This window comes from Erythrobacteraceae bacterium WH01K, assembly GCA_027941995.1.
In the GTDB taxonomy this organism is placed as follows: Bacteria; Pseudomonadota; Alphaproteobacteria; order Sphingomonadales; family Sphingomonadaceae; genus CAJXSN01.
This window is the reverse complement of sequence record CP115966.1, coordinates 1276589-1302053: the sequence shown is the minus strand read 5'-3', so window position 1 is coordinate 1302053 and position 25465 is coordinate 1276589. Positions and strand designations below refer to the sequence as shown.

Below are 25465 nucleotides of genomic sequence, written 5' to 3'. Positions count from 1 at the left end.
CATCATACAGTGTCCAGCAGCGGCGTCACATACCGGTCTAGGACCAGTACGGCGAACAGGGCGAAGAGATACAGGATGCTGAAGGCGAACAGCCGCTTTTCCGGCTTCATCGTATCGCCTTCAACGCTGCGGCGCGTCGCAACCGGAACGCTCAGCGCAATGAAGGCGAGCGTCAGGACCAGCGCTGCGACGCCGTAGATCATTCCCGTACCGCCAATCAGCCACGGCGCTATGGCGATAGGCAGGAGCAGTACGGCGTAGATGAGGATCTGCTTGCGGGTGCTGACCTCGCCGCGGACCACCGGCATCATCGGAATGCCGACTTTCGCGTAATCCGACTGCACGAAAAGTGCCAGCGCCCAGAAATGCGGGGGCGTCCACATGAAGATGATGGCGAAGAGCAGCACCGGTATGGCCGTGATCTCGCCGGTCGCGGCAATCCACCCGATCAGTGGCGGAAAGGCCCCTGCCCCGCCCCCGATGACGATGTTCTGCGGCGTGCGCGGCTTCAGCCACATGGTGTAGATGACGGCGTAGTAGATGATCGACACCAGCAGCACGCCGGCTGCCAGCCAGTGTACGGCGAGCCCCATCGTCATGACGGAGAATGCCGACAACAGGAGGCCGAAAGTCAGGGCATCGCCCCTCGCCATCCGGCCACCGGGGATCGGGCGGTCCTTCGTCCGCTTCATTCCCGCATCGAGGTCGCTCTCCCACCACTGGTTCAGCGTGGCGGCCCCGCCCGCGCCCAGCGCGATGCACAGGATCGCAGTAAAGCCGATAACGGGATTGATGCCGACAGGCGCCGCCAGCAATCCGCACAGGCCGGTAAAGATCACCAGGCTCATGACGCGCGGCTTGGTCAGCGCGAAGAAATCGCGCCAGTCGCTCGGCAGTGCGTTGGCAGAGGGTGTCGCGGCGGTCATCGGATCTTACGGTTCTCTATCGGCTTTCCTGCAACAGGGGGCGCACCATCGCTGATGCGCCCCCTCGATCTCTGGTCTGCGTCGGTCCGCTCGCTGGCGAACCGGTCGCTTACGCCTTGGCAGGCGAAGACATGTGATCGTGGTAATCGTGGTGGTCCTCGATCACCGGGAGGGTTTCGAACTGGTGATACGGCGGCGGGCTGGGCAGCGTCCATTCCAGCGTCGTCGCACCTGCACCCCACGTGTTCGCTTCAGCCTTGCGGCCTGCCGTGAAGGCATAGGCAAGGTTCACGAAGAACACGAGCATCGAACCGGCCATGATGAGATAGCCGTAGGAAGCGATCTCGTTCCAGTAGGCGTAGGCTGCCGTGTAGTCCGGATAGCGCCGCGGCATACCCTGCATCCCGAGGAAGTGCATCGGGAAGAAGATCACGTTCACGCCGATGAAGAACAGCCAGAAGTGAAGGTGGCTCAGGAATTCGCTATGCCAGCGGCCGCTCATTTTCGGGAACCAGTAATAGAAGCCCGCGAACATAGAGAAGACCGCACCCATTGACAGCACGTAGTGGAAATGCGCCACCACGTAGTAAGTGTCGTGCAGGTTGTCGTCGATACCGCCATTGGCAAGAACCACACCCGTCACACCGCCGACGGTGAACAGGAAGATGAAGCCGAGCGACCATACCATGGGCGACTTGAACTCCAGACTGCCGCCCCACATCGTGGCGATCCAGCTGAAGATCTTAACACCGGTTGGCACGGCGATGACCATCGTCGCGGCGGTGAAGTACATCTTCGTGTTCACGTCGAGACCGACGGTATACATGTGGTGCGCCCACACGATGAAGCCGACGACGCCGATCGCGACCATGGCATAGGCCATGCCGAGATAGCCGAACACGGGCTTGCGGCTGAACGTCGCGACGATCTGGCTGACCATGCCGAAGCCCGGCAGGATCATGATGTAGACCTCGGGGTGACCGAAGAACCAGAACAGGTGCTGGTAAAGAACAGGGTCGCCGCCGCCTGCCGGGTCGAAGAAGGTCGTGCCGAAGTTACGGTCCGTCAGCAGCATGGTGATGGCGGCCGCCAGGACCGGCAGGGCCAAGAGGAGCAGGAAGGCGGTCACCAGAACCGACCACACAAACAGCGGCATCTTGTGCAGGGTCATGCCCGGTGCACGCATGTTGAAGATCGTGGTGATGAAGTTCGTCGCGCCGAGGATCGAGCCTGCGCCCGCGAGGTGAAGCGAGAAAATCGCGAAGTCGACGGCCGGACCGGTCGATCCGCTCGTCGAGAGAGGCGCGTAAACGGTCCAGCCCGTGCCGGCACCCAGACCCGTGCCGCCCGGCACGAACAGGGAGAACAGCAGCGAGATGAAGCCGACGACGGTCAGCCAGAACGAGATGTTGTTCATCCGCGGGAATGCCATGTCGGGCGCGCCGATCATGAGCGGGACAAACCAGTTGCCGAAGCCGCCAATCATGGCCGGCATGACCATGAAGAAGACCATGATCAGGCCGTGCGCCGTGATCAGGACGTTCCACATGTGCAGGTTGGCGTCGAAAGCGGCCTCACCGCCCATCAGTTCGACCCAGAAACCCAGGACCTGGATACCTGGCTCGGCCAGCTCTGCGCGCATGATCCCCGAGATGCCGCCACCGACGATTCCCGCGAAAATCGCGAAGATCAGGTACATCGTGCCGATGTCCTTGTGGTTGGTCGACATGAACCAGCGGGCAAAGAAGCCCGGCTTGTGATCGGCGTCGTGATGTGCGCCGTGAGCCGTATCCTCTGTGTGGGCCTGGTAGCCTTCAGCGGTGGTAGCCATCGTTCGGTCTCGTTTCTCTTAGCGTCTGGTCGCCTTCGCGGCGATTATCATTAGTCCTGCCGCACCCCGGTGTCACTACGGACAGGGGAACGTGCCCTGTCTTACTCGGTGTCGAGCGCGTCCGCGCCTTCGGGAGCGGTGTCGATCGTGGCCGGGGCGCCGGCTCCCGGAGCGCCCGGGACGGAGCTTTCCGGATCCTGCAGCGGAGCGGCCTCCGGAGCGGCCTCTTCCTCTTCACCGAACGTACCGCCCTGCGCCGCGACCCACTGGCGGTATCGCTCCATTGGGACAGCCTCGATAGCGATCGGCATGTAGCCGTGACGCGCGCCGCAAAGTTCGGAGCACTGGCCGTAATAGATGCCCGGCTCGTTGATCGTCAGCAGACGCTCGTTCAGGCGGCCCGGTACGGCGTCGAGCTTGAACCACAGGCTCGGCACGGCGAACGAGTGAATGACGTCTGCGGCGGTGGTCTGGATGCGAAGCGGCACACCGACCGGAACAACCATCCGGTTATCGACAGCCAGCTGGCCCGGCAGCCCGCGATCAAGAGCTTCCTCTTCGGGAAGCATGTTCGAAATGATCTCGAAGCCGCCCTGGTCGGGATATGTGTAGCCCCAGTACCACTGGTAACCGGTCGCCTTGATCGTGATGGCATCGGCCGGCGGCGTTTCGTACTGGCGCGCCAGCAGCGTGATGGACGGAACGGCGATCACGACGAGGATGATGACGGGAACGATCGTCCACACCACTTCGACCAGCGTATTGTGCGTCGTCTTCGAAGGCTCGCGACCTTCGCGGCGACGATATTTCGCGACCACCCACAGCAGCAGTCCGAGGACGAACAGGCTGATTACGGTGATGATCGGCATCAGGATGATGTCATGCATCCACTGCGCGTATTCGCCGTTTTCGGTGTACTGGTCCTGGAAGGTCATGCTGGCCAGCGCATCGTCTTCGAAGGCGGTCGGCTGACCCTTGATCATCTCGGGGCCGTAATATTCGTAACCGGCCGCGTCCGCACCGGGGGCCACTTCGTCGCTGTCGGCAACTTCTGCCGAAGCGGCGGGATCGATTTCACCGACCGTGCCGGCCTCCGGAACAAGCGATTCGTCCTGCGCGAAAGCGGCCTGTGCGCCGAATGCCAGAAGAACGGCGGCAAACAGCATCGCCAGGGCGCGGAGGGTGGCAGTAGGCCGGGCGGTAGTCATCATTGCGAACAAGCTTCCCAATTTCCGGCCATTGCTGGCCATCTGGCATCTGTAGTTTGCCCCGCACAGGGGGGCTTCGCCTGCCATATAGGGCAGCCGGACTGCGCGGCCTATACGGACGCTTGCCCACTGTCTCAAGCGCTTCTACGGACATTTTTCCGCAAGCCCCGTGGTGTCGCTTGCAATTGCCAGCCCAGATCGGCGCCCCATAATGGCCCTGCAACAGTATCGAGGACCCGATGACGGACGAAGACGTACTTGCCGAATTCCGTAGCTGCGACGCCCTGCTCGAAGGGCATTTCCTACTGTCGTCGGGACGCCACAGCGCGTTCTATCTGCAATGTGCGCGCGTCCTCATGAACGCGGAACGCGCGGCTCGCCTGGCGGCTGCGATGGCGCGAAATATCCCCCGCGAACTGCGTCAGCAGATCGATTGCGTGGTGTCCCCGGCCATGGGCGGCCTGATTATCGGCCACGAAATGGGCCGTGCGCTGGAAAAGGACGCAATGTTCCTCGAGCGCCCGGACGGAGTCTTCCACCTGCGGCGCGGATTCGCTCTGCAACCCGGTGCGAAGGTGTTGATGGTGGAGGACGTGGTCACCACCGGTCTTTCCAGCCGCGAGGCGATAAAGGCGGTCGGCCAGGAAGGCGGCGAGGTGATCGCCGAAGTGTCGCTCGTCGACAGGTCGGGCGGTTCGGTCGACCTCGGGGTACCATTCTATCCGCTCGTCGCCTTGAACTTCCCGACCTATGCCGACGAAGACGTCCCCGCAGAGCTGGCAGCCGTGCCCGTGACCAAGCCGGGGAGCCGCGCATCTTGAACGCAGCCGCGAAACTGCGCCTCGGCGTCAATATCGACCATGTGGCGACCATCCGGAACGCCCGCGGCGGCGACCATCCCGATCCGGTCCGCGCCGCGCAGATCGTCGCGGCAGTCGGCGGCGACGGGATCACGGCCCATCTGCGCGAAGACCGGCGTCACATCCGCGATGGCGACCTGAAACGGATCCAGGATGCGACCGGCCTGCCGCTCAATCTCGAAATGGCGGCGACCGATGAAATGCTGGCCATCGCCCTCGCCCACCAGCCGCATGCCGCCTGTATCGTGCCGGAAAAGCGGGAAGAGCGGACGACGGAGGGCGGACTGGATGCGGCCGGCCTGCACAACCAGCTGGCGCCCATCGTCACGAGCCTGGTCGATGCCGGCATCCGCGTGTCCCTGTTCATCGAGGCAGAGGAGCGGCAACTGGATGCTGCCATTCGCCTGGGCGCGGACATCGCGGAATTTCATACCGGCGAATATGCCCACGCCTGCCTCGACGATGACCGCGAGAAAGTCTCGAGCGAGGTAAAGCGGATTGCCGACATGGCGGCGCTGGCGACGAAGAACGGGATCGAGCCCCATGCGGGCCACGGCCTCACCTACGAGAACGTGCAGCCGATTGCCGCCATTCCCCAGCTCGCGGAATTGAATATCGGCCATTACCTCATTGGAGAGGCGGTGTTCGTCGGACTGGAAAACGCCGTCCGGCGGATGCGCGACCTGATGGACGAAGTGCGATGATCATCGGGCTGGGATCGGACCTGTGCAATATCGAGCGCATCCAGAACTCGTTCGACCGTTTCGGGGAAAGGTTCGAAAACCGCGTCTTCACCGAAACGGAGCGCGCCAAGGCGCGGCGCCGCCCCTTCACCATCGCGGGCACATATGCCAAGCGTTTCGCCGCGAAGGAGGCGTTCTCCAAGGCGGTTGGAACCGGTTTTCGCCGAGGGGTCTTCATGAAGGACATCGGCGTCGTGAACGCAAAATCCGGTGCGCCGACCCTGGCACTGGAAGGCGGCGCGGCCAAGCGGCTTGCGGAACTGACGCCCGATGGCCATGAGGCGGTCATTCACCTCACCCTCACCGACGATCACCCATGGGCACAAGCCTTCGTGATCATCGAGGCCCACCCGATCTGATCCAGACCCACCTACGGATACCGACAATCCCGTGACCGAAAAGACCAAGAAAAAAGACGACGAGAAAGTGAACTGGTTCGCGGAAATACGCGGGCTGGCACTGATGCTTCTCGCCGTCGTGGCGTTTCACAGCTTCATCGCGAAACCGTTCTACATCCCTTCCCAATCCATGATGCCGAACCTGCTGGTCGGGGACCGGCTGGTGGTGAGCAAATACCCGTATGGCTATAGCTGGGCCTCGATCAGTTTCCACATGGCCCCGCGCGGTGACTGGCGCGTCTCCGGCAGCGTCCCGGAATATGGCGATATCGTCATCCCGGTTCATCCCGAGCGGGACGAGGACTATATCAAGCGTGTCGTCGCCTTGCCGGGGGACCGGATCGCAGTCACGAACGGCCAGATCGTGCTGAACGGGGAACCCGTGCCGCAGGAAGTCGTGCCGGCCATCGAAGTCCCGGTCGATCCCAATTCGCCCTGCACCACCTTCGATTATCCGGGGCTCCAGGCCCGCACGGAAAGCGGCGAGGAAGTCTGCCGCATCCCGACATACCAGGAAACGCTGCCCAACGGCGCGACCTACCGGATATTCGACCACCAGCCCGATTACCCGCTCGACAACATGGACGAAATCCTCATTCCCGAAGGTCACGTCTTCGTGATGGGCGACAACCGCGACCATTCGGCAGACAGCCGCGCCAGCATCATGGAGCAGGGACTTGGCGGCCCCATCCCGTTCGAGAATATCGGCGGCCGGGCCGAGTTCATTACCTTCTCGCTCGACGGCACGGCGTCGTGGAACCCGATCAGCTGGTTTGCCGCGATGCGTAGCGGGCGGGCCTGGACCAGCCTGCGACCGGAGATCAGCACGCCGCCGGCCGATGCGGAAAACGATCCCGTCGCATGAGCGAAGCAGGGCCCGATACCGACGACAAGGGGCCTGAAACGCACGGCTCCAGCCCGGCATTCATCCTCGACCCGCGGCTGCGGCACGAGGCAAACCGCGCCTTCGTCTGGGTCACGGTCATCGGGCTGGTCGCACTCGCCGTCTATATCTCGCAAAGCCTGCTGGTCATTTTCGGTGCGCTTGTCTTTGCATCGATGATCGATGGCGGCTCGCGCCTTCTGGGCCGAGTACTGCCGATCGGTCGGCGCTGGCGCGTGTCGCTGGTCCTGATCGGCGTCGTCGCATTCTTCTACTGGCTGGTCACCTTTGCCGGTGCGCAAATCACGCAGCAGGCCGCCGAACTGCCCTCCATAGTGGAGCGGCAGGGGACACTGATCGAGCAGTGGGCCGAGGCGAACGGCGTCTCCATTTCCCTGTCACAGCTTCAATCCATGAGCAGCCAGGTCCTGAGTGGCGTCGGTACGGTCACGAAGGCGCTCACGGGCCTTGCAGGCGGCGTGGCAACGGCAATCCTTATCGTCATCATCGGGATCTACGTCGCTTTCGAGCCTAGGCTCTACGAACGCGGTGTCGAATGGTTTGCCCCGCGCAGCAGTCGCCAATCCTTCAGCGTCACGCTGGACCGGATGGCCCATACCCTGAGGCGCCTGATGGCCGGGCGTCTTCTCGGCATGGTGTTCGAAGGATTCGTGACTTTCCTGGCCCTGACCATGCTCGATGTGCCTATGGCGGCCCTGCTCGGCATCCTGACGGGCCTGCTGGCGTTCATTCCCAATATTGGCGCGCCGATTTCCGGGTTGCTGATGGCCATGGTCGGTTTCAGCGTGGACGCGGAAACCGGCCTTTATACCATCGGCATTTATTTCTTCGTCCAGACCTTCGACGGTTATGTCGTCATTCCGATGATCGCAAAAAAGACCGTCGACCTTGCACCGGCGCTGGTACTGGCCGCGCAGCTGATCCTCGGCATTCTGTTCGGCATTCTGGGCCTGCTGCTGGCCGACCCGCTGATGGCCATGCTCAAGGTAGCGCTGGAACGCCGGGCGGAGCAGAACGACGAGGCGATACAGTCGCAGGCAAACGGCGACGGTGTTGCAACAACGCAAACGGGAACCTGAATTGGCGCGTAAATTCCTCTACTTCATCGTCTTTCTGGTCGTTCTGGTGGTCGTTGCGGGCTTCGCGCTCAGCATCTGGTCGAGAGAAGCGACCGAGATCGCGCTCGTCCCGCGCGGCGAATTCGTGGAGCAGGATGCCCTGGCCCGGAATGCCTACGAGGATCCGGACATGTGGTATTCGCGGCCCGGCATAGGCACGGACGATCCCTCGCGTTATCAGCCTGCGATTGCCGAAGATGAGGACGCTGACGACGCGTCCCCCGCCCCGTCGCCCGAAAATCCGGCGACGGAGGCCAGCCTTCCAGAGGGAAGCGCGGACCTGACGCCGCAAACGACGCGCCGGGCAGAAATCGTGCCCGCCGGTGACATCCCCGATTTCGCAGTCTTCTTCGTCCATCCCACCAGCTACATCCCGGTCAATTTCCGGGACGAGGTAAACTGGAACGCCGCATTAGGCGACGAACAGGCGGAATTGCGGGCGCGGCTGTTCCTCAGGGGCCTTGCCAGCGCGTTCAACCGTGCGGACGAGATCTGGGCCCCGAAATACAGGCAGGCATCGGTCGGCGCGTTCCTGACCGACGGGGATGACGCGCAAAAGGCAATCGATGCCGCTTATCGCGATGTCGAGCAGGCCTTCGCCTATTTCATCGAAAGCGTCGACGAAGAGCGGCCGATCGTGCTGGCCGGCCACAGCCAGGGTTCGCTGCATATCCTGCGCCTGCTGCAGGACCGCGTGGCGGGAACGCCGCTGGCGGACAGGATCGCCGCCGTCTATCCAATAGGCTGGCCGATTTCGGTCGAGCATGACCTCCCGGCCCTGCCCTTTCCCGTCTGCGGCAGTGTCAACCAGTCGGCATGCATCTCGACCTGGTCGAGCTTTGCAGACGACAATGATCCCTCTTTCGTCATGGAACGCTACAGCATGACGCCGGGGTTCGACGGGCAGCCGAGGGGCGACGGGCCGATCGTCTGCGTCAATCCGATCACCGGCAGCGCAAATGGCAGCGCGCCTGCCTCTGCCAATCTGGGTACGTTCATACCGGAAGAGGATTTCTCCTCCGCTTCGCTCGTTCCCGGCGGCGTTCCGGCGCGATGCGATGAAAACGGGCTGCTGCTGATCGGCGACCCGCCGGAAATCGGCAACGCGGTGCTGCCGGGGAACAATTATCACGTCTACGACATCCCGCTGTTCTGGCGGAACCTCCAGCGAAACGTGGTGAGCCGGGTACGGGCATGGGAAGCAGCGCGCTGATTACCGAGAACGCTGCCGAATTCGGCGATGCGCTGCCCGATGGCGGCGTGTTGATGGCGCTCGACCTCGGTACAAAAACCATCGGGATCGCGACCTGCGATGCCGGATGGCGGTTCGCCACGGCAGGCAAGACCTTGCCGCGTGGCAAGTTCGGCCGCGACCGCGAGGCGATGCGCACCATCATGGCTCCGCGAGAGGTCGCAGGCATCGTCATTGGCCTGCCCCGCAACATGGACGGGAGCGAGGGGCCGCGGGCGCAGGCCAGCCGCGCCTATGCCCGAAACATGGTGGAGGCGTTCGACCTGCCCGTCCTCTTGTGGGACGAGCGCTGGTCGACCCAGAGCGCCGATAGCGCCATGATCGACCAGGGCACCAGCCGTGCCCGTCGGGCAGAAAGGATCGACAGCCACGCGGCGGCCATCATCCTGCAAGCCGCGATCGACAGGCTTGCCGGCGGGGCTATTTTCTAGCGCTCCAGCTGTTGCCGCCTGAGCCGGGCCTCCCCTGCGACGAGGCGGCTGCCCGACAGTTCCGCTTCGCGCCACACCGCGTCCGCATCGACTTCCATACAGCTGCGAGCGTCGAAAACGGCCAGCCTCAGCCGCTCGCACGGATGGTGATGTGCGAACCGGCCTGCCAGATCCAGCGTCTCGCCGTGCCCCATGGCGATGCCGCATCGCAGCAGCGCTTCGCTCGCCCCGGAATTGACGATTGCAGCGACGCGGTTTTCCCTGACGTCGAAGCGGTACTGGTCGCACCAGCTGCGCGCCGGGTCGGCTGCAACGATGTTTAGCGAAACGGACAGGCTGGTAGGCGGCAATTGCGCATGCACGTCCCGGTGCGCCCGGTAATGCAGCATCCGGCCCGGCGAGAGGATAGAGCGTTCTGCTAACCGTAAGCCTGCATTCTCGCCCGAAATGCCCGCGACCGTATCGTAATCGTATTCGTAATAGTCGCTGCCATAACCCGGCCCGAAATGACCGACGGTCAGGAAATCGAAATTGTGGTCGTGCGGCAGTCCGTAGACGAAGCTTTCCGGCCCGCTCGACCGGAAAGCGCTTTCGCCCGGCGATGGCCAGATGTTCGCGCGCAGGAAGTAGCCGGTCCGGGCTCCGGACAGCATGATAGCCTGAGGCCCGTAACCGTTTTCGCCCGGCACTTCCTTGTGGCCTGTCTTGAGCTCACGGGCGATCAGATCGCCGAGGAAAGCGCGATTCGCATCGAGTGCGGACAGGCATCGGGCCGCTTCGGAAATATCCCCGTCGTCCCGGAAGTCCGGGTTGAGTGCGTCGAGCCGCGCGACAGCCTCTGCAAGGGAGATTGGCGCACATGTCCCGGCCTCGATGACAGCTGGCATGGTCAGCCCTCCACCAAATTCATAAGGACCGGATGGGATTCCAGAAGACGACCGCGCAGCCTGTATGCGTCTGCAGCTATTGGGTCGTCCGGATCGTCGGCGATGCGCGTCAGCAGCCGGAAACCGGTCTCCGTGTCGAGCGCAAGCGTACGGCGCAGTGCTTCCCACCGGGCGCCGAAAAAGCCTGGACGGGATGCAAAGGCCGCAAGTGCCGGCGTCGCCTCTTCATGCTGCATCTCGCCCAGGAGGGCCGCCATCAATTCGTGACGCGTATCCACCGGATCGCCCGCTGCCTCGTGCAGCACCGCTCCATCGGAGAGCCGCACCTGCTTCGTGACGGGCATCGGCTGGGGTCGGCGCGACAGGCGGAGGCTGACGAGCGGAGCCGAAACCTGCTGGAACACCCGAACTGTCCACGCAGGCAAGTGCAGGACCTGTCCCTTTTCAAAGACTTTTCGGCCGTTGTTGCGGCGAAGGTTCGACGAGTTTTCGAGACTGTACATCTCCCCTTCGGCCTTTCCGGCGAGGATGATCTCGTGCCGCTCGGTCGCGGTGAAGCTGGCGGAAACCACGGGTGTTGTCGGCGAACCTGCATCCGCTTCGACGACCAGCAGGGGAAAGTGTCGCCTGTCCCGAATGCAGCAAGTGGACGGCGGTGAAATCGCCTTCGATGCTGTGCCAGAAACATGGATGGCCCAACGGTTGTTCGGCCATGGCCGCAGTCATGGCCGTCAGGAACCCACTTGCGAACGCTTCGGCCTTTGCGGGATCGCCCATCAGTTCGAACAGCGCAGCGCACTCCTCCAGCGGAGAGCCGTCGCCATAGTCTCGCAGAGTCTTCGACACGGGCGCCACGTCTTCGGACTTCCGCCATGCAGTGGCTGCACGCGTCATCAGGCGCTGGGCAGAAACCTGTGCCGAACGGTCGGCGATGAAGGCCGAAAGTTCGGCACAGGGAACCATGTCCGCCTCCCCTAAAGGCCGAGGGACATATGGTCGTAGAGATAGACCATGATGATCACGACGCGGTCGTCCACCGTGGCGCTGGCGCCGTCGATCAGGCTGCCGAAAACGCCGGTCACCCGTTCGAGATCGGGCAGGCTGTCGATACTGATTTGAGGTAGTTTCAAGGTTTGCGACCCTCCTGTTGCGGCGGCCCGGAATGGGCAGCGCGGATCGCGAAACTGGCGCGCCCTGGTCCACCGGGACAATTAAAACATTGTCATCGCGGCGGACCTCTATCACTGGGTTGCAGCGATGAGTGACGAGCAACCCAAATTCGATCCCGAAACCTTCGCGCCTTTCATGTTCGGGGGCAGCCATAATGGCTGGCTGGGCATGCGCTATGCGGATCACGGGGACGACTGGGTGGAAATAGAGCTTCCCTGGCGCGAGGACCTGATCGGCGAGGCGGACCGCGCGGTGCTCGCCTCCGGCCCCATCATCAGCCTGATGGACATGGCGAGCGGAATGGCGATCTGGACGCGGATGGGGGAATTCAGGCCCATCGCGACGCTGGACCTGCGGGTCGATTACCTGCGCCCCGCAAAGGTTCGCAAGGCCGTTTTCGGCCGTTCGCAGTGCTACCGCCTCACGCGCTCCGCAGCCTTCGTGAAAGGCATCGCGCATGACGGCGATCCGGACGATCCCGTCGCGAACATGGCCGGGGTGTTCATGGCCATTGGTGGAGGAACGAGAAATGTCCACTGACACGCCTGCAAACGACCCTGCCGACATGGACGCGCTGCTCACCCCATACGCCCGGTCGATGGGCATAACCGTCCATGACCTGCAGGACGAACCCATCCTGAGCGTGCCGTTTTCCGATACGGTGCAGGGCCGGCCGTCCCACTATCATGGCGGCGCGATCAGTGGTCTGCTCGAAACAGCGGGCTATGGCGCAATCCGGATGCGCTTGAAGATGGACGGGCGGACGCAGGTCCAGCTCAAGCCGATCAACATCACCATGCAGTTCCTCGCCGGCGCGAAGTCGGAGACATTGTACGCGCAGGCGCGGATTACCAAGCTGGGCCGCAGGAATGCCAATGTAGAGGTCGAATGCTGGCAGGACGACAGGTCAAGGCCGCGTGCGACCGCTGTGATGAATGTCCTGATGGGCGAAATCGAGGATGAGGCTCCCGCGGCGTCCGGTACATCCGGCACCTAGCGCTCGCCTGCAGTCTCGCGCGCTCTTTCGGTCGCTTCGGCGATTTCTTCGCGAACCCTTTCCTCCGCTTCGCGCCGAGCCTCTTCTATCGCCTCGTCGTCCATCCGCATACCGCCTTCGCCAAGGCGCACATCGATCGGAATGCCCTCGACCCGGGTCCGCAGAATAACCTCGCCGTCCTCCATTCTGAGGCTGACATCACCCGGCCCGCCCGGAAGATCGCCGGGTAGGTCGGACGGAATGTCGGACGGTTCGGGCACGTCGAGAGGTTCCACCGGCCCTGACGGATCGGCTCTGGGCGCGCTCCCGCCATTCGTCGCCTGGTCCTGCGCGCCAAGGGCCCGGCGCATGAAGTCCTTCCAAATCCGCGCAGGGGCACCGCCGCCGGAGATGTCCCCCAGCGACGAATTGTCGTCGTTCCCGATCCAGACGCCCACCACGAGGTCCCCTGCATAACCGACGAACAGCGCGTCGCGGTTGTCCTGTGTGGTCCCGGTCTTCCCGTAATTGGGCCCGGCGAGCATCGCCGCGCGTCCCGTTCCCGAATTGATGGCGCTACGCAGCATCGTCTCGATGGCCTCGTGATCGGCGGAACCCAGGCTTTCCGGGCCGTTCCAGAACCAGTCCCACCAGCCCTGTTCCGGCTTGGGGAACGCCGTCGGCTCCACCGGGAAGGAATTGCTGGCAACGCCGGCGTAAGCCGCGGTGAGATCGATCAGGGGAATACTGGCCGTGCCCAGTGCAAGGCTGGGATCGCCCTGGTCCATCGGGGCCTCTATCCCGAAGGCGCGGGCCATTTCGATGACATTCTCGCTCCCCACCTGTTCGAACAGGCGAACGGTGGCGACATTGCTGGACGCGGCAAAGGCCTGTTCCAGTGTCAGGCTCTCGCTGTATTTCCCGCCGGAATTCTTCGGCCGATAGGAACCGGTTTCGATCGGCAGGTTGCTGACGACGTCGTCCGGCTGCGCCCCGGCCTCCAGCGCTGCGAGATAGACGAACAACTTGAAGGTCGATCCGGCCTGCCGCCTCGCCTGCGTGGCGCGGTTGAAGGGCGAGCTGGCGTAATCCTTGCCCCCCACCATGGCGACGACTTCGCCGTTGCGGCGCATCGCGACGAGCGCGGCCTGCGCGCCGCCCAGCGGAGCGCGGGCAACCGCGTCACGCGCAATCGTCTGCAACCGGGCATCCAGCGTGGTGGTCAGGGTCTGCCGGGCATAACCGCTTTCCACGCGGTCCCTGGCCTGCGGCAGTGCCCAGTCCGCGAAATAGGTCCCTGTCGGCATCACGTCGCCACTGCGGATATCGAGCGAAGGGGCCTTCACCGCGTCCGCTTCCGCCTGCGTCAGGTGCCCCGCCGCCACCATGGTACCCAGCACAACAAGCATGCGCTCTTCGGCGCGCTGGTAATGCTTGCTCGGCGCGAGGTAGGACGGCGCCTGCACAAGGCCCGCAAGCATGGCGGCCTGCGCAACAGTCAGGTTTTGCGGCCGGCGATGGAAATAGTGCAGGCTGGCGGCGTGCAATCCGTACGTATTGTCCCCGAAATACGCATTGGCGAGATAACGCGTCAGAATCTCGTCCTTCGTCAGCCAGCTCTCCAGCCAGAAGGCGATGAGCATCTCGCGCGCCTTTCGGGTCAGGCTGCGTTCCGGCGTCAGGAAGGTAAACTTCGCCAATTGCTGGGTGATGGTGCTGCCGCCCTGGACGGTTCCGTCCGTGGCATTGGACCAGGCGGCTCGCGCCAGACCGCGCGGATCGACTCCCCAATGCGAATAGAACCGCCGGTCCTCGACGCTCAGAAATGCATCGACCACATGGGGCGGAAGCTCGGATACGGGCACTGGGGGCTCCGTAATCGCGCCGCTGCGCGCGATCGGGGTGCCGTCCGATGCAAGCAGCGTGACCTGCGGCGGGACGACGGGCTGAAGCGACTTCGAAAGCGGAGCGGTTATCGCCAGGTAGCCGATCAGCAGTATGACGACGGCGGCAAGCAGCAGGAGGCCGCGCCTGATCCATTTCCACGTCAGCAGACGACGCCAGCCGGTTCGTCCTAGTCCGCGGGATTCCTGATCCACTTCGTTTGCGAAGGGGTCACGGTTTACGCCTCCGGGCCGGTCGTCCCAGTCGGCTTCTGCATCCCAGTCGTCTTCCTCGCTCCAGCCCGCTGCGGGACTGTCCGCGATGGGGTAATAACCCTCGTGACGGGACGGTTCGTCCTCTGCCTGGCGGGAAGAACGGGAAAAGCGGCGCATCGAACTGTATTAGACCATCAACACGGTAAAAACGAGAGCTTCGTTTGCGGGCGATCCAGCGGCAACACCATCTTAACCACCCGGACCTAAACGGCTCTCACCACGAGAGATTTCGGCGAGGGTTAAGGGGTCGATGCTGAATAGCTGGTTGCAAAAACAGTCCGTCAGGGAGTTTTTGCTCCTCAATCTCATCAATCACCGCGTTGCCGACAAGGACGTGGAATGGTGGGCGCGTTGCAAGCTCAATCATACGGCGGCCTTCCCCTACCTCGGATGGGATGCCGCCCGACTTGCAGCCGGCCTGATTATCTATGCGGCCTTCGCGAATGCTATACTGCTGGGGATCTTTGCAGCTGGCGGCTTTGCAATCATTGCCCGGCAGATCCAGATCGAAAAACGTATCGCGTCTCGCACGCAGTCGCACAGGCAGAACTATGCCTCTTACCGCGATCTCGTCATCGTTCGGGCGCTCTTCTGGGGCGGCGTGACGGCGGTCGGTCTTTCCATCGCTCCTCCCGCATACGCGCCAATCATCGCGATGAGCGCCCTGTTCATCATGTTCGTCGACGCCCTGTGCATGGTGGCGATGCCTCGCCGCGCAATCCTGGCGACGGCTATCTATGCAGCGGCAACCACCGTTCCGCTGGTCGCCTTCCATTCGGGCCCTGTCCTGATGGCGGCGATCCTGGCCTGTTCCGGGTTCGTCTTCCTGCATTGGGCAGTTTTCAATCTCCACTTCCTGTTCGCGACGCGCCGCCTGCGTACGCGCCGCCTGAGGGAAGCGAGCGAGACCATCCAGCTCCTGCTGAACCAGTATGACGAAGACGGCAGCGACTGGCTGTTCGAATGCGACGAAGATGGCCGCATCCTCCGTCCCAATGCCCGCTTCTGCAAGGCCGCTGCCCGGTCCGCGGAAGAGCTCGACGGGATGCGGCTTTCCCTCCTGTTCGACGACTGTCCGGAACGCGACGAATTGCGTGTCCTCGGCGAGAAAGAAGAAAATTTCCGCGGCCTTGTCATTCCGCTTACCATCGAAGGCGAAAGCTGCTGGTGGTCGATCAGCGCGCGCCCGATCTACGACAGCGAGGGCAATCTCGATTGCTGGCGCGGGTTCATGGCCGATATCTCCCGCTCGCGCCGGGCAGAGGCCAAGGTCACCTACATGGCGCATTACGACGTGCTGACCAACCTGCCCAATCGCAGCCTGTTCAACACCGCGCTGCGCCGCGCCTTCGACCGGCAGGACCACGGCCAGATACTCGGCATCCTTTACGTCGACCTGGATCATTTCAAGGCGATCAACGACAGGCACGGCCATGTCATCGGCGATACGGTCCTAGCCGAGGCCGGACGCCGGATCGAACAGGCCGTCGGCAATTCCAACATGGTGGCACGGCTTGGCGGCGATGAGTTTGCCGTGCTCCTGGACAGGCTCGCCGACCGCCAGGAAGCGCTCGGCATCGCGCAGGCGATTGTGTCCGCGATGGACGATCCGATCGGGATCGAGGGACAGGTCCAGCCCCTCCCCATCGGGGCAAGCGTTGGCGTCGCTTTTGCGCCCGACAACGGCCTCACCGGCGAAGACGTTCTGAAGGCCGCCGACCTTGCGCTCTACGATGCCAAGTCGCGCGGTCGCAGCGGGGCGAGCGTGTTCGACCCTGGCATGCAGCAGGAAGTGCAGGACCGCCGCGCGCTCGAGCTCGACCTCAGGGCTGCCCTGTCGCGCGGGGAACTGGAAGTGCAGTACCAGCCGCTGAAAGACGCAGCGACAACCGAAACCGTCGGTTACGAAGCGCTGCTCCGCTGGCATCACCCCGAACGCGGCGATGTCAGCCCCGCCGTGTTCATCCCCATTGCGGAGGAGACGGGGCAGATCATGGCGATCGGTTCCTGGGTCCTGCGCGAAGCGCTGAACGAGGCCGCCAACTGGCCCGAGCACCTGACCGTGTCCGTGAACCTGTCTCCTGCGCAGATGCGCGACGAGGGGCTCCTCAACACGATTGTCGGCGCGCTTGCCGCGAGCGGGGTCGCGCCGCAGCGGCTGGAGCTTGAAATCACCGAATCGCTCCTGATGCAGGACAATGACGAGAATTTCGAACTGCTGCATCGCATCCGCGATATCGGCGTGCAGATCGCGCTCGACGATTTCGGGACCGGATATTCCTCCCTCAATTACCTGCGCAGTTTCCCGTTCGATCGCATCAAGATCGATCGTTGTTTCGTGCGCGACATCGCCAACAAGGAAGACAGCGACGCCATCGTCAACGCGGTCGTCGGCCTGGCAGGCAAGCTCAAGATGCGGACCACGGCCGAGGGCGTGGAGCATTCCGAGCAGCTCGAACGCATTCGCGCAACGGGCTGCACGTCAGTCCAGGGGTTCCTGTTCGACCACGCAAGGCCGCCCGCAGAGCTGGAACACGGTGCCGAGCTTCGCGCTGCCCGCGCGAAGCCGGCGAAGGTGTCACACCTGAAGGCGGCGACCACCGATACGGTGAAACAGCCCGGCAAGGGCCGCAGGTTCGCCTGACGGTCAGTTCGCGCTGGAAACCACGCTCTCGGGCAATTCCTCGCCGAACACGCGCTGGTAGTATTCCGCCACCAGCATCCGTTCCGCCTCGTCGCACTTGTTTAGGAAGCTCAACCGGAAGGCGAAGCCCGTATCCTTGAAGATGGCGGCATTCTGCGCCCAGGTGATGACCGTACGCGGGCTCATCACGGTGGAGATGTCGCCGTTCATGAACCCCTGCCGCGACAGGTCCGCGACCTTGATCATGTCGGCCAGCAGCTTGGGATCGGTATCGGAGTTCTTCGAGGCGACGATGTCCTGCTCCACCTCGGCGGGCAGGTAGTTCAGCCCGACCACGATGTTCCAGCGGTCCATCTGGCCCTGGTTGATCTGCTGCGTGCCGTGATACAGCCCGCTGGTATCGCCCAGGCCGACCGTGTTCGAGGTCGCGAACATCCGGAAGTACGGATCGGGGCGGATCACGCGGTTCTGGTCGAGCAGCGTCAGCTTGCCCTGCTGTTCCAGCACGCGCTGGATCACGAACATCACGTCGGGTCGGCCCGCATCGTATTCGTCGAACACAAGGGCGACGGGATGTTGCAGGGCCCACGGCAGCAGGCCTTCGCGAAATTCCGTCACCTGCAAACCGTCGCGCAGCACGATGGCATCGCGCCCGATCAGGTCGATACGGCTGATATGCGCGTCCAGGTTGATGCGTATGCAGGGCCAGTTGAGGCGCGCTGCGACCTGTTCGATATGCGTCGACTTGCCCGTGCCGTGATAGCCCTGGACCATCACGCGGCGGTCGTGGGCAAACCCGGCAAGGATCGCCAGCGTTGTATCCGGGTCGAAGACGTAGCTTTCGTCCAGATCCGGCACGCGGTCGTCCGCTTTCGAGAAGGCGGGGACCTGCCAGTCGATATCCACCCCGAAGGTTTCGCGCACGTCGACAGTGGTGTCGGGCGCGGCCATCAGGGTCTTGTCGCGGGCTTCGAAGGTTTTTTCGGTCATGTCGTTCATTGCTGCCAGCGGTTAGCCGCGCGAACCCTCCCCTGCAAGCGGGACCAAGGGCGACATTTTGTTCCCTGCCGACAAATCCCTATATCTACCGCGCAATGCCGCCATCGCCGCCCTCCCCGTCCGAATTCCTGCGACGCCAGCTGGTGGGCCGCGTTCGCGCGGTTTTCCACGAGCGGCCCGATCTGGTGCAGCCCGAACCGCCCAGCGACAATGCCCTGTTCGAAAAGGACAGCCCGATCCGCATGGTCCATGCCGATATCGTGGGCATGATGGTCGGCGGCATTCGCGGCCTGTTCCTGCAGATGCTGCACCCCCATGCGCTGCAGGGCGTGCTCGACCATTCCAATTTCCGCACCGACATGCACGGAAGGCTGCGGCGCACGGCGAGCTTCATTTCCACCACCACTTTCGGCCACCGCGACCGCGCGAAAGAGGCGATCGAGCGGGTCAACCGCATCCACCGCCACGTAAACGGCACGCTTCCCGACGGCACCCCCTATTCCGCGACCGACCCGCGCACGCTGGCCTGGGTCCACGTGGCGGAGGCGACCAGCTTCCTTGCCGCCTATATCCGCCATGTCCGGCCCGACATGCCGCATGGCGAGCGGGACGAATATTACCGCCAGTTCGCCATCATCGCCCGCGCGCTGGGCGCCGATCCGGTCCCGCTGGACCAGCGCGAGGCCGAGGCCATCTTCCGCGAGCTGCGGGCCGACCTGACCACCTCGCCCGAGGCCCGCGAGGTTGCCCGCTTCGTGAGCGAGATCAAGCCCGAGGGCGCGCCTGCCGCCCTGCAGAAAGCGCTGGTGTCGGAAGCGACCGCCACCCTGCCCGCCTTCGCCCGGTCGATGCTCGGGCTGGAGCGTCCCGGAATAGGCGGCATTCCCGCCCGTGCGGCGACATGGGGCGTAGGACGGACGCTGCGCTGGGCCTTCCGCCAATAGCCCCGCCCGGGAATTGCGAAGTTGACGAAGGCGACAGTGCAAATCTCTCCCTTCTCGCAGGTTTGTCCGCCAAGTCCCTGAAACGAAGCGATAGTCCTTAAAAACACGAAGTTGACACTTCGCGCGGGGAACGAGGGAAAACCGCGCTGCCCTTGTCAGCAAACAGGTAGGCCGGCGCGAATCGTGATAGCTTTCCATCGACCGGACGTGCTGGCACATAAGGCGCGTGTAGGAAAATGATGGAGGACCATGGCATGCCGTATATCGAAGGATTTCTCGCCCCCGTTCCGGCCGACAGGAAAGAGGACTATCTCGAATTCACCCGCAAGTCCGCACCGCTGTTCAAGGATATCGGCGTGAGGCGCATGGTCGAATGCTGGGGCGACGACCTGATGCGCGGCAAGCAGACCGATTTCTACCGCGCCGTCGATGCGAAGGACGGCGAGACGGTGGTGTTCTCGTGGATGGAATATCCCGACAAGGCTGCCCGCGACGCGGCCTATGCGAAAATGGAAAGCGACGAGCGGTTCGAAGCGCTGGGCGAGATGCCGATGGACGGCAAACGCATGATCTTTTCCGGCTTCCAGCCGATCTTCGACACGGACGGCAAGCTGGCATGACCTCCCCGTCCGTCTGAAACCCGGCAAGGATGCAACAGGCACTGAGGCAGCAGCGTGCAGGACCGATGCCCGCCAACCCCGACTTAACAAGGGTTAGGCAGACAGGGCGGAACGATCTACCGACCTAAGGCTAGGTCAGGCGATGCTGCAATTTATCAAATGCCACGCCTGGCCCATCGCGACCTTCTTCATAATCGCCGCGGCCGGTTACTTCGCACGGAGCGCCATTGGCACGGTCTATTCCGCGGCGGAGGCGATCGCGCTGCTGGACGCCCTGTCGCGTGCGGGACTGTATCTTGCCTCGGCCATTGCCGGCGGCTCTACCACGATCCTTGCGTTGATGCTGACGCTGATCGGCATGATCCGCCGAATGGACCACGACTTCAGCGACCAGGCCTATCGCGACGTCGACCTGATCGCCCGCCTTGCGACTGCCAGTCTGCTTGGCAGCCTGTTCCTTCTGCTGGCTTTCGTTTTTCCGGTCGGTGAGTTCGAGGACCTGCCCCGCCAATGGTTCGAGACCCTTTACGAAGCGCTGTTCATCGGGACCGTGACCGTCATCGGACTGGCCGGGGCCACGGTCGTCCTGATGTACATAACGCTGCGCCGGGTCATCGCCCATATCACGCCGGGCGATGCCGTCTGACGGTCAGCCGATAGCGCGTGATTTTCGCAGCAACTGGTAGGCATCGACAACGCGGTTCAGGCGTTTCTCGAACTTACGGTCGCCGCCATTGCGGTCGGGATGATACCGGCGGACCAGTTCGGAATAGCGGCGACGAAGCCGGCGGCGGTCGGTTTCCAGACCCAGCCCCATGACCTCTAGCGCCTTGGCCTCATCCGGGCTGAACCGGCCGTCCATGGCCATCTCGGCCTCGCGCCGGGCACGGCTCTTGATCCCGGCGGCACGCGCGCCGATGGCATCCAGCGGATCGTCGTAATCGGACCAGCGCGGCATTCCGTCGACCCCGGCGCCAAGGCTGCCCGGCCCGCCGCGAAAGGCGCGGCTTTCCGTGCGCCAACCGGATGCGGGCGACTGCGCGGCCAGGATTTCGTCCGCGCTCATCCCTTCGAACCAGTCATAGCCTGCATTGAATTCGCGCACGTGGTCGAGACAGAACCAGCGCCACTGGCCGGGCCCGTCGAAGCTGTTGCCGCTGGCCCCGGGCGCGCGGAACTCGCCTGCTTCCTGGCAGGTCGGGTGCTCGCACGTGTGACCAGTATCCTCGTATCGTCCATGGAACCTTGCACTGCGCATCGCCATTAGGATGGGGTATGCAAGGCCGGGTGAAAACCCCCCGGACCGCAAAACGCGAAAGGATCGTCATGGCAGGCCAGGTGCAACAGGAAATGGAAAAGCTGCTGATGGAGGCGTTCTCGCCCACGCGGCTGCAAGTCATCAACGACAGTGCCAGCCATGCCGGCCATTCGGGCGATGACGGCAGCGGGGAATCACATTTCACCGTGGTGATAGAGGCCCCCGCCTTTGCCGACATGAACCGCGTGGAGCGCCAGCGCGCCGTGAACAAGGCGCTGGGCGACATACCGGGTGAACGGGTCCACGCCCTCGCCATCCAGGCCAGCGCGCCCACGCCATGAGCCGGCTGGAGGAAGCGGTCGAACAGGTCATCACGCCGACGACGCACGATCTCGGCGCGTTCGAGGTGCGGCGCGCGCTGCCGTCGAAGGCGCGCAGCATGGTCGGGCCCTTCATCTTCGTCGACCAGTTCGGGCCCGGATCGCTCGCCATCGGGGACGGGATGGACGTGCGGCCGCACCCGCATCTCAACCTGGCGACCGTGACATGGCTGTTCCAGGGCGCGATCGACCACCGCGATTCGCTGGGCACGTTCAGCACCATTCGCCCGGGACAGGTGAACCTGATGACGGCGGGTCGCGGGATCGTGCATTCGGAACGCAGCCCGCAGGAAGAACGCGACGCAGGGCCGCAGCTCTACGGGATGCAGACCTGGCTTGCCCTCCCCGACGGGCGCGAGGAAATCGATCCTGCGTTCGAGGCGGTGAAGGACCTGCCGGTGGTCGATGACGGCTCTGCCCGCGCGACCGTCGTGATGGGCAGCCTGTGGGGCGAACGCGCTACCACGACGACCTATGCCGATACGATCTATGCCGAGATCGTCCTTGGCCCCGGCGGCCGTATCCCGGTGGAGGCCGAGGCGGACGAGCGCGCGGTCATGGTCGTGGGCGGCGATGCGAAAATCGACGGGATTGCGCTGGAGCCCTACCAGCTGACCGTGCTGAAACCCGGCATGGCGATGACCCTGTCCTCTGCCGAAGGCGCGCGGGTCGTACTGCTGGGCGGCGAGGCTTTTGCGACCGGGCGCACCGCGTGGTGGAACTTCGTATCGTCGAGCAAGGAACGGATCGAGCAGGCGAAGGACGACTGGCGAAACGGCCGCTTTCCCGAAGTGCCGGGCGACCGGGAAGAACGCATCCCCTTGCCCGACGTGCCGAAGACCGTCACCTATCCCTGACACAACGATCAGGGAGAGACCATGGCTTACGAAAACGAATGCTGGTGGATTACCGGCGCATCCAGCGGCATCGGCGCCGCGCTGGCCCGCGAACTGGGCGCACGCGGCGCACGGGTCATCCTGTCGGGCCGCGACGAGGACCGGCTGGCCGGCGTGGCGAGCGATATCGCTACCGACACGCTTATCCTCCCCTTCGACGTGCGCGATCATGACGCGATGCTGCGGGCGACCGGCAAGGCCGCGGAATGGGCCGGAGAATCGGCAACCGACAGCCCGGGCGGGATCGACGGTTTCGTCGCCAATGCGGGCGTCTCGCAGCGCAGCCGCGCGGTGAAGACGGACATGCAGGTCTACCGCGACATCATAGATATCGACCTGACGTCCCAGATCGCCGCGACGCAGGCGCTGTTGCCGCACATGACGCAGCGCAAAACGGGCCGTCTGCTGTTCATTTCCAGCATTGCGGGCAAGGTCGGCGTGCCGATGCGCACGGCCTATTGCGCGGCGAAGTTCGGCCTTGCCGGCTACGCCGATGCCCTGCGTGCAGAGCTGTCGCAGGACGGCGTCGACGTCCATGTCATCTATCCCGGCTCGGTCGCCACCGATGTCAGTCGCAATGCGCTGAAGGGCGACGGGGCGAAGCGCGAGAAGAGCGACAAGGTGATCGACAACGGCATCCCCGCGGACGAGGCGGCCGCGACCATGCTGGACGCCGTTGCCCTCAACCAGCGCGAGATCATCGTGGCGCGCGGCATGGAAGAAGCGATGGGCGAGCTTCGGCGCACGCCCGACCAGCTTTTCGACCAGGTCGCAGGCATGGTCGCCGACGGCTACATGGAGAAGATGGAGGCCAGCGAGTGATGGAGCAGGTCCGCGTCCGGCTGGCGAACGGGATCGAACTGGATGTCGTCGATACCGGCCCTCCGCCGGGGCAGGACGGCGCCAACACGCTGATCTTCCTCCACGGTTTTCCCGAAAGCCACCGGACCTGGCGCCACCAGATTGCGCATTTCCGCGACCGCTATCGCTGCATTGCGCCCGACCAGCGCGGCTATCGCGGTTCGTCGAAACCGCAGGACGCGGCGTCCTATACGCCAGACAAGCTGATCGGCGACATCTTCCAGCTGGCCGATGCGCTGGGCGTGGAGACCTTCACCATCGTCGGCCATGACTGGGGCGGCGCGATTGCGTGGGGCGTGGCGCTGGGCGGACAGGGGTCGCGCGTGACGCGGGCCATCATCGCCAACGCTCCTCATCCGCTGGTCTTCCAGAGGCTGCTCTACACCCATCCCGGCCAGCGCGAGGCGAGCCAGTATATCCGAGGCTTCCGCGATCCCGCGAACGACGCCCTGATCCGCGAGAAGGGCATTCCCGGCATTCTCGAACAGGAAGTGACCTGGGGCCGGTCCGACGCGATGGAGCAGGCAGAACACGACGCGTTGATGCGCGATTACGAGGACCGCGATGCTGCGGTCGGCATGATCAATTACTACCGCGCCAGCCCGATCGTCGTGCCGCCGATGGACGCGCCCTTCGAAATCCCGGCGGACTGGACGCCGCCCGCCCTGCCGGACCTCTCCATCCCCACCCTCGTCATCTGGGCGCTGGACGATGGCGCGCTACCGCCGGAGAACCTTGAGGGGCTGGACGAGGTCATCGACGACCTGACCGTGGTGGAGGAGCCAGGCTGCGGGCACTTCGTCCCGTGGGAGGCACCGCAGGCGGTCAACGAAGGGATGGAGGACTTCCTCTCGCGCTAGGCCAGCCACTCGACCCACGCGCCATGCGGGTGGGCGCTGGCGAGCAAATGCGGCTCGCCCTTCGTGGCTCCGTCCCAGTACCGGGCGACCAGTTCGTGCGCGAAGGTTTCCCGGTTGGTCTCGAGTGATAGCCACGCCAGCGGACGCCCGGGCGAGGCGGATGCGGCTGCCTCCTCCATCGCCTCAATCACGGCATCCTGCTGGAAATCGGGGACATATTGCCAGACGAGGGAATGGAACAGCACCCGCGTGGTCCCTTCTGCCTGGTCCTGCGCGAGCGCCTGCGTCACGAACCCGGCAGCATCGAGCCGCGCAATATCGGGCGGGCTTTCCATCGCCAGCTCCCGCGCTACATCGATCCGGTGCATCCGCTCCGACGCCTCGGGCCAGACATAGCTCTTCAGACGCAAGGCCGCCTCAGCATCGGTCAGGTCGACGGGCGCGATGTCGCATCCCCTGATCGACACGATCGCGGGCGACGTCGCGGGCGGCGCATCGCCTTTCCATTCGGGCTCTATCCGCATCAGACTGCCTGCCGAGCCGACCGTGCGGCCGCCCAGATCGAAGAAATAGCGATCCATCATGATGTTGATGCCTGCACTGGACCCGATTTCGAGCATCTCGAAGGGGGGACACACAAGCTCCGTCAGCCATAACAGGCCTGCCATCAGGCTGGCCGAGCGCCCGGCCTCGTTGGTCTGCGGCGGTCCGTCCAGCCACGGCAGCAGCCGCGTGTCGTAGGTTTGCACCAATTCGCGCACCAGCGCATCGGCATGGGCTTGATCGCGCACCTGCCCGCCATAGACCGCCGCCAGCCGCGTGTCCTCTCCCGACAGGACAAGGTTGTGCAGGCCGCCATTGATGCGCAGCGGCAGCGCGTCCTTCAGCGTCAGGCCTTGCCAGCCGAAGATCCGCCGGGCGGTCGCTGCCTCGCTATCTTCCAGCGCCAGCAGGGCACGGACCACCATGGCGGTGCCCGGCGCGCCAGCCTCCTCGCAGTGGCGCGACTGCCATTCGATCGCTTGCGGGATGGATGCGATTTCCATCACCGCGCCCGGATTGTCGGAAGCTACTTTCCCACCGCCATCCGTTTCGCCCGAATCCTGCCCATCTGCCATCATCGCGATTGCCCTTTCAGCC

At 64.0% G+C, this 25465-nt stretch carries 27 protein-coding genes; 17 read left to right on the top strand and 10 right to left on the bottom strand.

Annotated features, from left to right (window positions below; translation table 11 throughout):
• Positions 1 to 2: 2 nt before the first annotated feature.
• The 3 genes from PF049_06430 to coxB form a co-directional block, all read right to left on the bottom strand.
• A complete protein-coding gene (locus PF049_06430; GenBank protein ID WBY17770.1) occupies positions 3 to 926 on the bottom strand; it encodes a heme o synthase in 924 nt (307 codons plus the stop codon).
• 109 nt (positions 927 to 1035) lie between these two features.
• Complete coding sequence (gene ctaD / locus PF049_06425; protein ID WBY17769.1) at positions 1036 to 2757, bottom strand: cytochrome c oxidase subunit I; 1722 nt, start codon at positions 2755 to 2757, stop codon at positions 1036 to 1038.
• Positions 2758 to 2858: 101 nt separating this feature from the next.
• Positions 2859 to 3968: a cytochrome c oxidase subunit II gene (gene coxB, locus PF049_06420; protein ID WBY17768.1), complete on the bottom strand. Its 1110-nt coding sequence runs from the start codon at positions 3966 to 3968 to the stop codon at positions 2859 to 2861.
• Positions 3969 to 4204: 236 nt separating this feature from the next.
• Between coxB and pyrE the strand changes: the two genes are divergently transcribed.
• The 7 genes from pyrE to ruvX are packed head-to-tail and all read left to right on the top strand — an operon-like array spanning position 4205 to position 9671.
• Positions 4205 to 4786 (top strand): orotate phosphoribosyltransferase, encoded by a 582-nt coding sequence (gene pyrE, locus PF049_06415; GenBank protein ID WBY17767.1) that lies wholly within the window; start codon positions 4205 to 4207, stop codon positions 4784 to 4786.
• Positions 4783 to 5529, top strand: a complete 747-nt coding sequence (locus PF049_06410; protein ID WBY17766.1) for a pyridoxine 5'-phosphate synthase — start codon at positions 4783 to 4785, stop codon at positions 5527 to 5529. Before pyrE ends, PF049_06410 begins: the two co-directional genes overlap by 4 nt.
• Positions 5526 to 5927, top strand: coding sequence for a holo-ACP synthase (gene acpS / locus PF049_06405; GenBank protein WBY17765.1), 402 nt, complete (start codon positions 5526 to 5528; stop codon positions 5925 to 5927). Before PF049_06410 ends, acpS begins: the two co-directional genes overlap by 4 nt.
• A gap of 31 nt (positions 5928 to 5958) precedes the next feature.
• Positions 5959 to 6831 (top strand): signal peptidase I, encoded by an 873-nt coding sequence (gene lepB / locus PF049_06400; protein WBY17764.1) that lies wholly within the window; start codon positions 5959 to 5961, stop codon positions 6829 to 6831.
• Positions 6828 to 7949, top strand: a complete 1122-nt coding sequence (locus PF049_06395; GenBank protein ID WBY17763.1) for an AI-2E family transporter — start codon at positions 6828 to 6830, stop codon at positions 7947 to 7949. Before lepB ends, PF049_06395 begins: the two co-directional genes overlap by 4 nt.
• 1 nt (position 7950) lies before the next feature.
• The gene (locus PF049_06390; protein ID WBY17762.1) at positions 7951 to 9201 is read left to right on the top strand and encodes a DUF3089 domain-containing protein; all 1251 of its coding nucleotides are present in this window, start codon (positions 7951 to 7953) and stop codon (positions 9199 to 9201) included.
• A complete protein-coding gene (gene ruvX, locus PF049_06385) occupies positions 9183 to 9671 on the top strand; it encodes a Holliday junction resolvase RuvX (GenBank protein ID WBY17761.1) in 489 nt (162 codons plus the stop codon). Before PF049_06390 ends, ruvX begins: the two co-directional genes overlap by 19 nt.
• Here ruvX and PF049_06380 read toward each other — a convergent pair.
• The 3 genes from PF049_06380 to PF049_06370 form a co-directional block, all read right to left on the bottom strand.
• Positions 9668 to 10558: a transposase gene (locus PF049_06380; GenBank protein ID WBY17760.1), complete on the bottom strand. Its 891-nt coding sequence runs from the start codon at positions 10556 to 10558 to the stop codon at positions 9668 to 9670. The two genes, ruvX and PF049_06380, sit on opposite strands and share 4 nt — an antisense overlap.
• A 2-nt stretch (positions 10559 to 10560) precedes the next feature.
• On the bottom strand, positions 10561 to 11130 hold the full coding sequence (locus tag PF049_06375; GenBank protein WBY17759.1) for a hypothetical protein: 570 nt from the start codon (positions 11128 to 11130) through the stop codon (positions 10561 to 10563).
• 402 nt (positions 11131 to 11532) lie between these two features.
• Positions 11533 to 11688, bottom strand: a complete 156-nt coding sequence (locus PF049_06370) for a hypothetical protein (protein ID WBY17758.1) — start codon at positions 11686 to 11688, stop codon at positions 11533 to 11535.
• 127 nt (positions 11689 to 11815) lie between these two features.
• On the opposite strand from PF049_06370, the gene PF049_06365 reads away from it, so the two are divergent.
• Together PF049_06365 and PF049_06360 are read left to right on the top strand one after the other, a co-directional pair.
• The gene (locus PF049_06365; GenBank protein WBY17757.1) at positions 11816 to 12268 is read left to right on the top strand and encodes a PaaI family thioesterase; all 453 of its coding nucleotides are present in this window, start codon (positions 11816 to 11818) and stop codon (positions 12266 to 12268) included.
• Complete coding sequence (locus PF049_06360; GenBank protein WBY17756.1) at positions 12258 to 12725, top strand: PaaI family thioesterase; 468 nt, start codon at positions 12258 to 12260, stop codon at positions 12723 to 12725. The genes PF049_06365 and PF049_06360 overlap by 11 nt, the downstream gene beginning before the upstream one ends.
• Here the strand turns inward: PF049_06360 and PF049_06355 are convergent.
• On the bottom strand, positions 12722 to 14980 hold the full coding sequence (locus PF049_06355) for a transglycosylase domain-containing protein (protein ID WBY17755.1): 2259 nt from the start codon (positions 14978 to 14980) through the stop codon (positions 12722 to 12724). The genes PF049_06360 and PF049_06355 overlap by 4 nt on opposite strands.
• A 175-nt stretch (positions 14981 to 15155) precedes the next feature.
• Here PF049_06355 and PF049_06350 point away from each other — a divergent pair, with 175 nt between their 5' ends.
• On the top strand, positions 15156 to 17507 hold the full coding sequence (locus PF049_06350; protein WBY17754.1) for an EAL domain-containing protein: 2352 nt from the start codon (positions 15156 to 15158) through the stop codon (positions 17505 to 17507).
• Positions 17508 to 17510: 3 nt separating this feature from the next.
• On the opposite strand, the gene cobS is transcribed toward PF049_06350, so the two are convergent.
• Positions 17511 to 18506, bottom strand: coding sequence for a cobaltochelatase subunit CobS (gene cobS, locus PF049_06345; GenBank protein WBY17753.1), 996 nt, complete (start codon positions 18504 to 18506; stop codon positions 17511 to 17513).
• 95 nt (positions 18507 to 18601) lie between these two features.
• Between cobS and PF049_06340 the strand changes: the two genes are divergently transcribed.
• From PF049_06340 to PF049_06330, 3 genes are all read left to right on the top strand, one after another.
• Entirely contained in the window at positions 18602 to 19450 is an 849-nt protein-coding gene (locus PF049_06340; GenBank protein ID WBY17752.1) for an oxygenase MpaB family protein, read from the top strand.
• A gap of 254 nt (positions 19451 to 19704) precedes the next feature.
• Positions 19705 to 20070, top strand: a complete 366-nt coding sequence (locus tag PF049_06335) for a DUF1428 domain-containing protein (protein WBY17751.1) — start codon at positions 19705 to 19707, stop codon at positions 20068 to 20070.
• Between the two features lie 142 nt (positions 20071 to 20212).
• Positions 20213 to 20716 (top strand): hypothetical protein, encoded by a 504-nt coding sequence (locus PF049_06330; GenBank protein ID WBY17750.1) that lies wholly within the window; start codon positions 20213 to 20215, stop codon positions 20714 to 20716.
• 3 nt (positions 20717 to 20719) lie between these two features.
• On the opposite strand, the gene PF049_06325 is transcribed toward PF049_06330, so the two are convergent.
• Positions 20720 to 21328: a DnaJ domain-containing protein gene (locus PF049_06325; protein WBY17868.1), complete on the bottom strand. Its 609-nt coding sequence runs from the start codon at positions 21326 to 21328 to the stop codon at positions 20720 to 20722.
• 68 nt (positions 21329 to 21396) lie between these two features.
• On the opposite strand from PF049_06325, the gene PF049_06320 reads away from it, so the two are divergent.
• The 4 genes from PF049_06320 to PF049_06305 are packed head-to-tail and all read left to right on the top strand — an operon-like array spanning position 21397 to position 24325.
• On the top strand, positions 21397 to 21669 hold the full coding sequence (locus PF049_06320; GenBank protein WBY17749.1) for a BolA family transcriptional regulator: 273 nt from the start codon (positions 21397 to 21399) through the stop codon (positions 21667 to 21669).
• Positions 21666 to 22565, top strand: a complete 900-nt coding sequence (locus PF049_06315) for a pirin family protein (GenBank protein ID WBY17748.1) — start codon at positions 21666 to 21668, stop codon at positions 22563 to 22565. Before PF049_06320 ends, PF049_06315 begins: the two co-directional genes overlap by 4 nt.
• Before the next feature lie 21 nt (positions 22566 to 22586).
• On the top strand, positions 22587 to 23426 hold the full coding sequence (locus PF049_06310; GenBank protein ID WBY17747.1) for an SDR family NAD(P)-dependent oxidoreductase: 840 nt from the start codon (positions 22587 to 22589) through the stop codon (positions 23424 to 23426).
• Positions 23426 to 24325 (top strand): alpha/beta hydrolase, encoded by a 900-nt coding sequence (locus PF049_06305; GenBank protein ID WBY17867.1) that lies wholly within the window; start codon positions 23426 to 23428, stop codon positions 24323 to 24325. Before PF049_06310 ends, PF049_06305 begins: the two co-directional genes overlap by 1 nt.
• Here PF049_06305 and PF049_06300 read toward each other — a convergent pair.
• Positions 24322 to 25446 (bottom strand): DUF2332 domain-containing protein, encoded by a 1125-nt coding sequence (locus PF049_06300; protein ID WBY17746.1) that lies wholly within the window; start codon positions 25444 to 25446, stop codon positions 24322 to 24324. The two genes, PF049_06305 and PF049_06300, sit on opposite strands and share 4 nt — an antisense overlap.
• Positions 25447 to 25465 lie beyond the last annotated feature (19 nt).

Coding starts and splice junctions, on each gene's coding strand:
- PF049_06430 (WBY17770.1), bottom strand. CDS start 926: ATGACCGCCGCGACACCCTCTGCCAACGCACTGCCGAGCGACTGGCGC.
- ctaD (WBY17769.1), bottom strand. CDS start 2,757: ATGGCTACCACCGCTGAAGGCTACCAGGCCCACACAGAGGATACGGCT.
- coxB (WBY17768.1), bottom strand. CDS start 3,968: ATGATGACTACCGCCCGGCCTACTGCCACCCTCCGCGCCCTGGCGATG.
- pyrE (WBY17767.1), top strand. CDS start 4,205: ATGACGGACGAAGACGTACTTGCCGAATTCCGTAGCTGCGACGCCCTG.
- acpS (WBY17765.1), top strand. CDS start 5,526: ATGATCATCGGGCTGGGATCGGACCTGTGCAATATCGAGCGCATCCAG.
- PF049_06395 (WBY17763.1), top strand. CDS start 6,828: ATGAGCGAAGCAGGGCCCGATACCGACGACAAGGGGCCTGAAACGCAC.
- ruvX (WBY17761.1), top strand. CDS start 9,183: ATGGGAAGCAGCGCGCTGATTACCGAGAACGCTGCCGAATTCGGCGAT.
- PF049_06380 (WBY17760.1), bottom strand. CDS start 10,558: ATGCCAGCTGTCATCGAGGCCGGGACATGTGCGCCAATCTCCCTTGCA.
- PF049_06365 (WBY17757.1), top strand. CDS start 11,816: ATGAGTGACGAGCAACCCAAATTCGATCCCGAAACCTTCGCGCCTTTC.
- PF049_06360 (WBY17756.1), top strand. CDS start 12,258: ATGTCCACTGACACGCCTGCAAACGACCCTGCCGACATGGACGCGCTG.
- PF049_06355 (WBY17755.1), bottom strand. CDS start 14,980: ATGCGCCGCTTTTCCCGTTCTTCCCGCCAGGCAGAGGACGAACCGTCC.
- cobS (WBY17753.1), bottom strand. CDS start 18,506: ATGAACGACATGACCGAAAAAACCTTCGAAGCCCGCGACAAGACCCTG.
- PF049_06340 (WBY17752.1), top strand. CDS start 18,602: ATGCCGCCATCGCCGCCCTCCCCGTCCGAATTCCTGCGACGCCAGCTG.
- PF049_06335 (WBY17751.1), top strand. CDS start 19,705: ATGCCGTATATCGAAGGATTTCTCGCCCCCGTTCCGGCCGACAGGAAA.
- PF049_06330 (WBY17750.1), top strand. CDS start 20,213: ATGCTGCAATTTATCAAATGCCACGCCTGGCCCATCGCGACCTTCTTC.
- PF049_06325 (WBY17868.1), bottom strand. CDS start 21,328: ATGCGCAGTGCAAGGTTCCATGGACGATACGAGGATACTGGTCACACG.
- PF049_06320 (WBY17749.1), top strand. CDS start 21,397: ATGGCAGGCCAGGTGCAACAGGAAATGGAAAAGCTGCTGATGGAGGCG.
- PF049_06315 (WBY17748.1), top strand. CDS start 21,666: ATGAGCCGGCTGGAGGAAGCGGTCGAACAGGTCATCACGCCGACGACG.
- PF049_06310 (WBY17747.1), top strand. CDS start 22,587: ATGGCTTACGAAAACGAATGCTGGTGGATTACCGGCGCATCCAGCGGC.
- PF049_06305 (WBY17867.1), top strand. CDS start 23,426: ATGGAGCAGGTCCGCGTCCGGCTGGCGAACGGGATCGAACTGGATGTC.
- PF049_06300 (WBY17746.1), bottom strand. CDS start 25,446: ATGATGGCAGATGGGCAGGATTCGGGCGAAACGGATGGCGGTGGGAAA.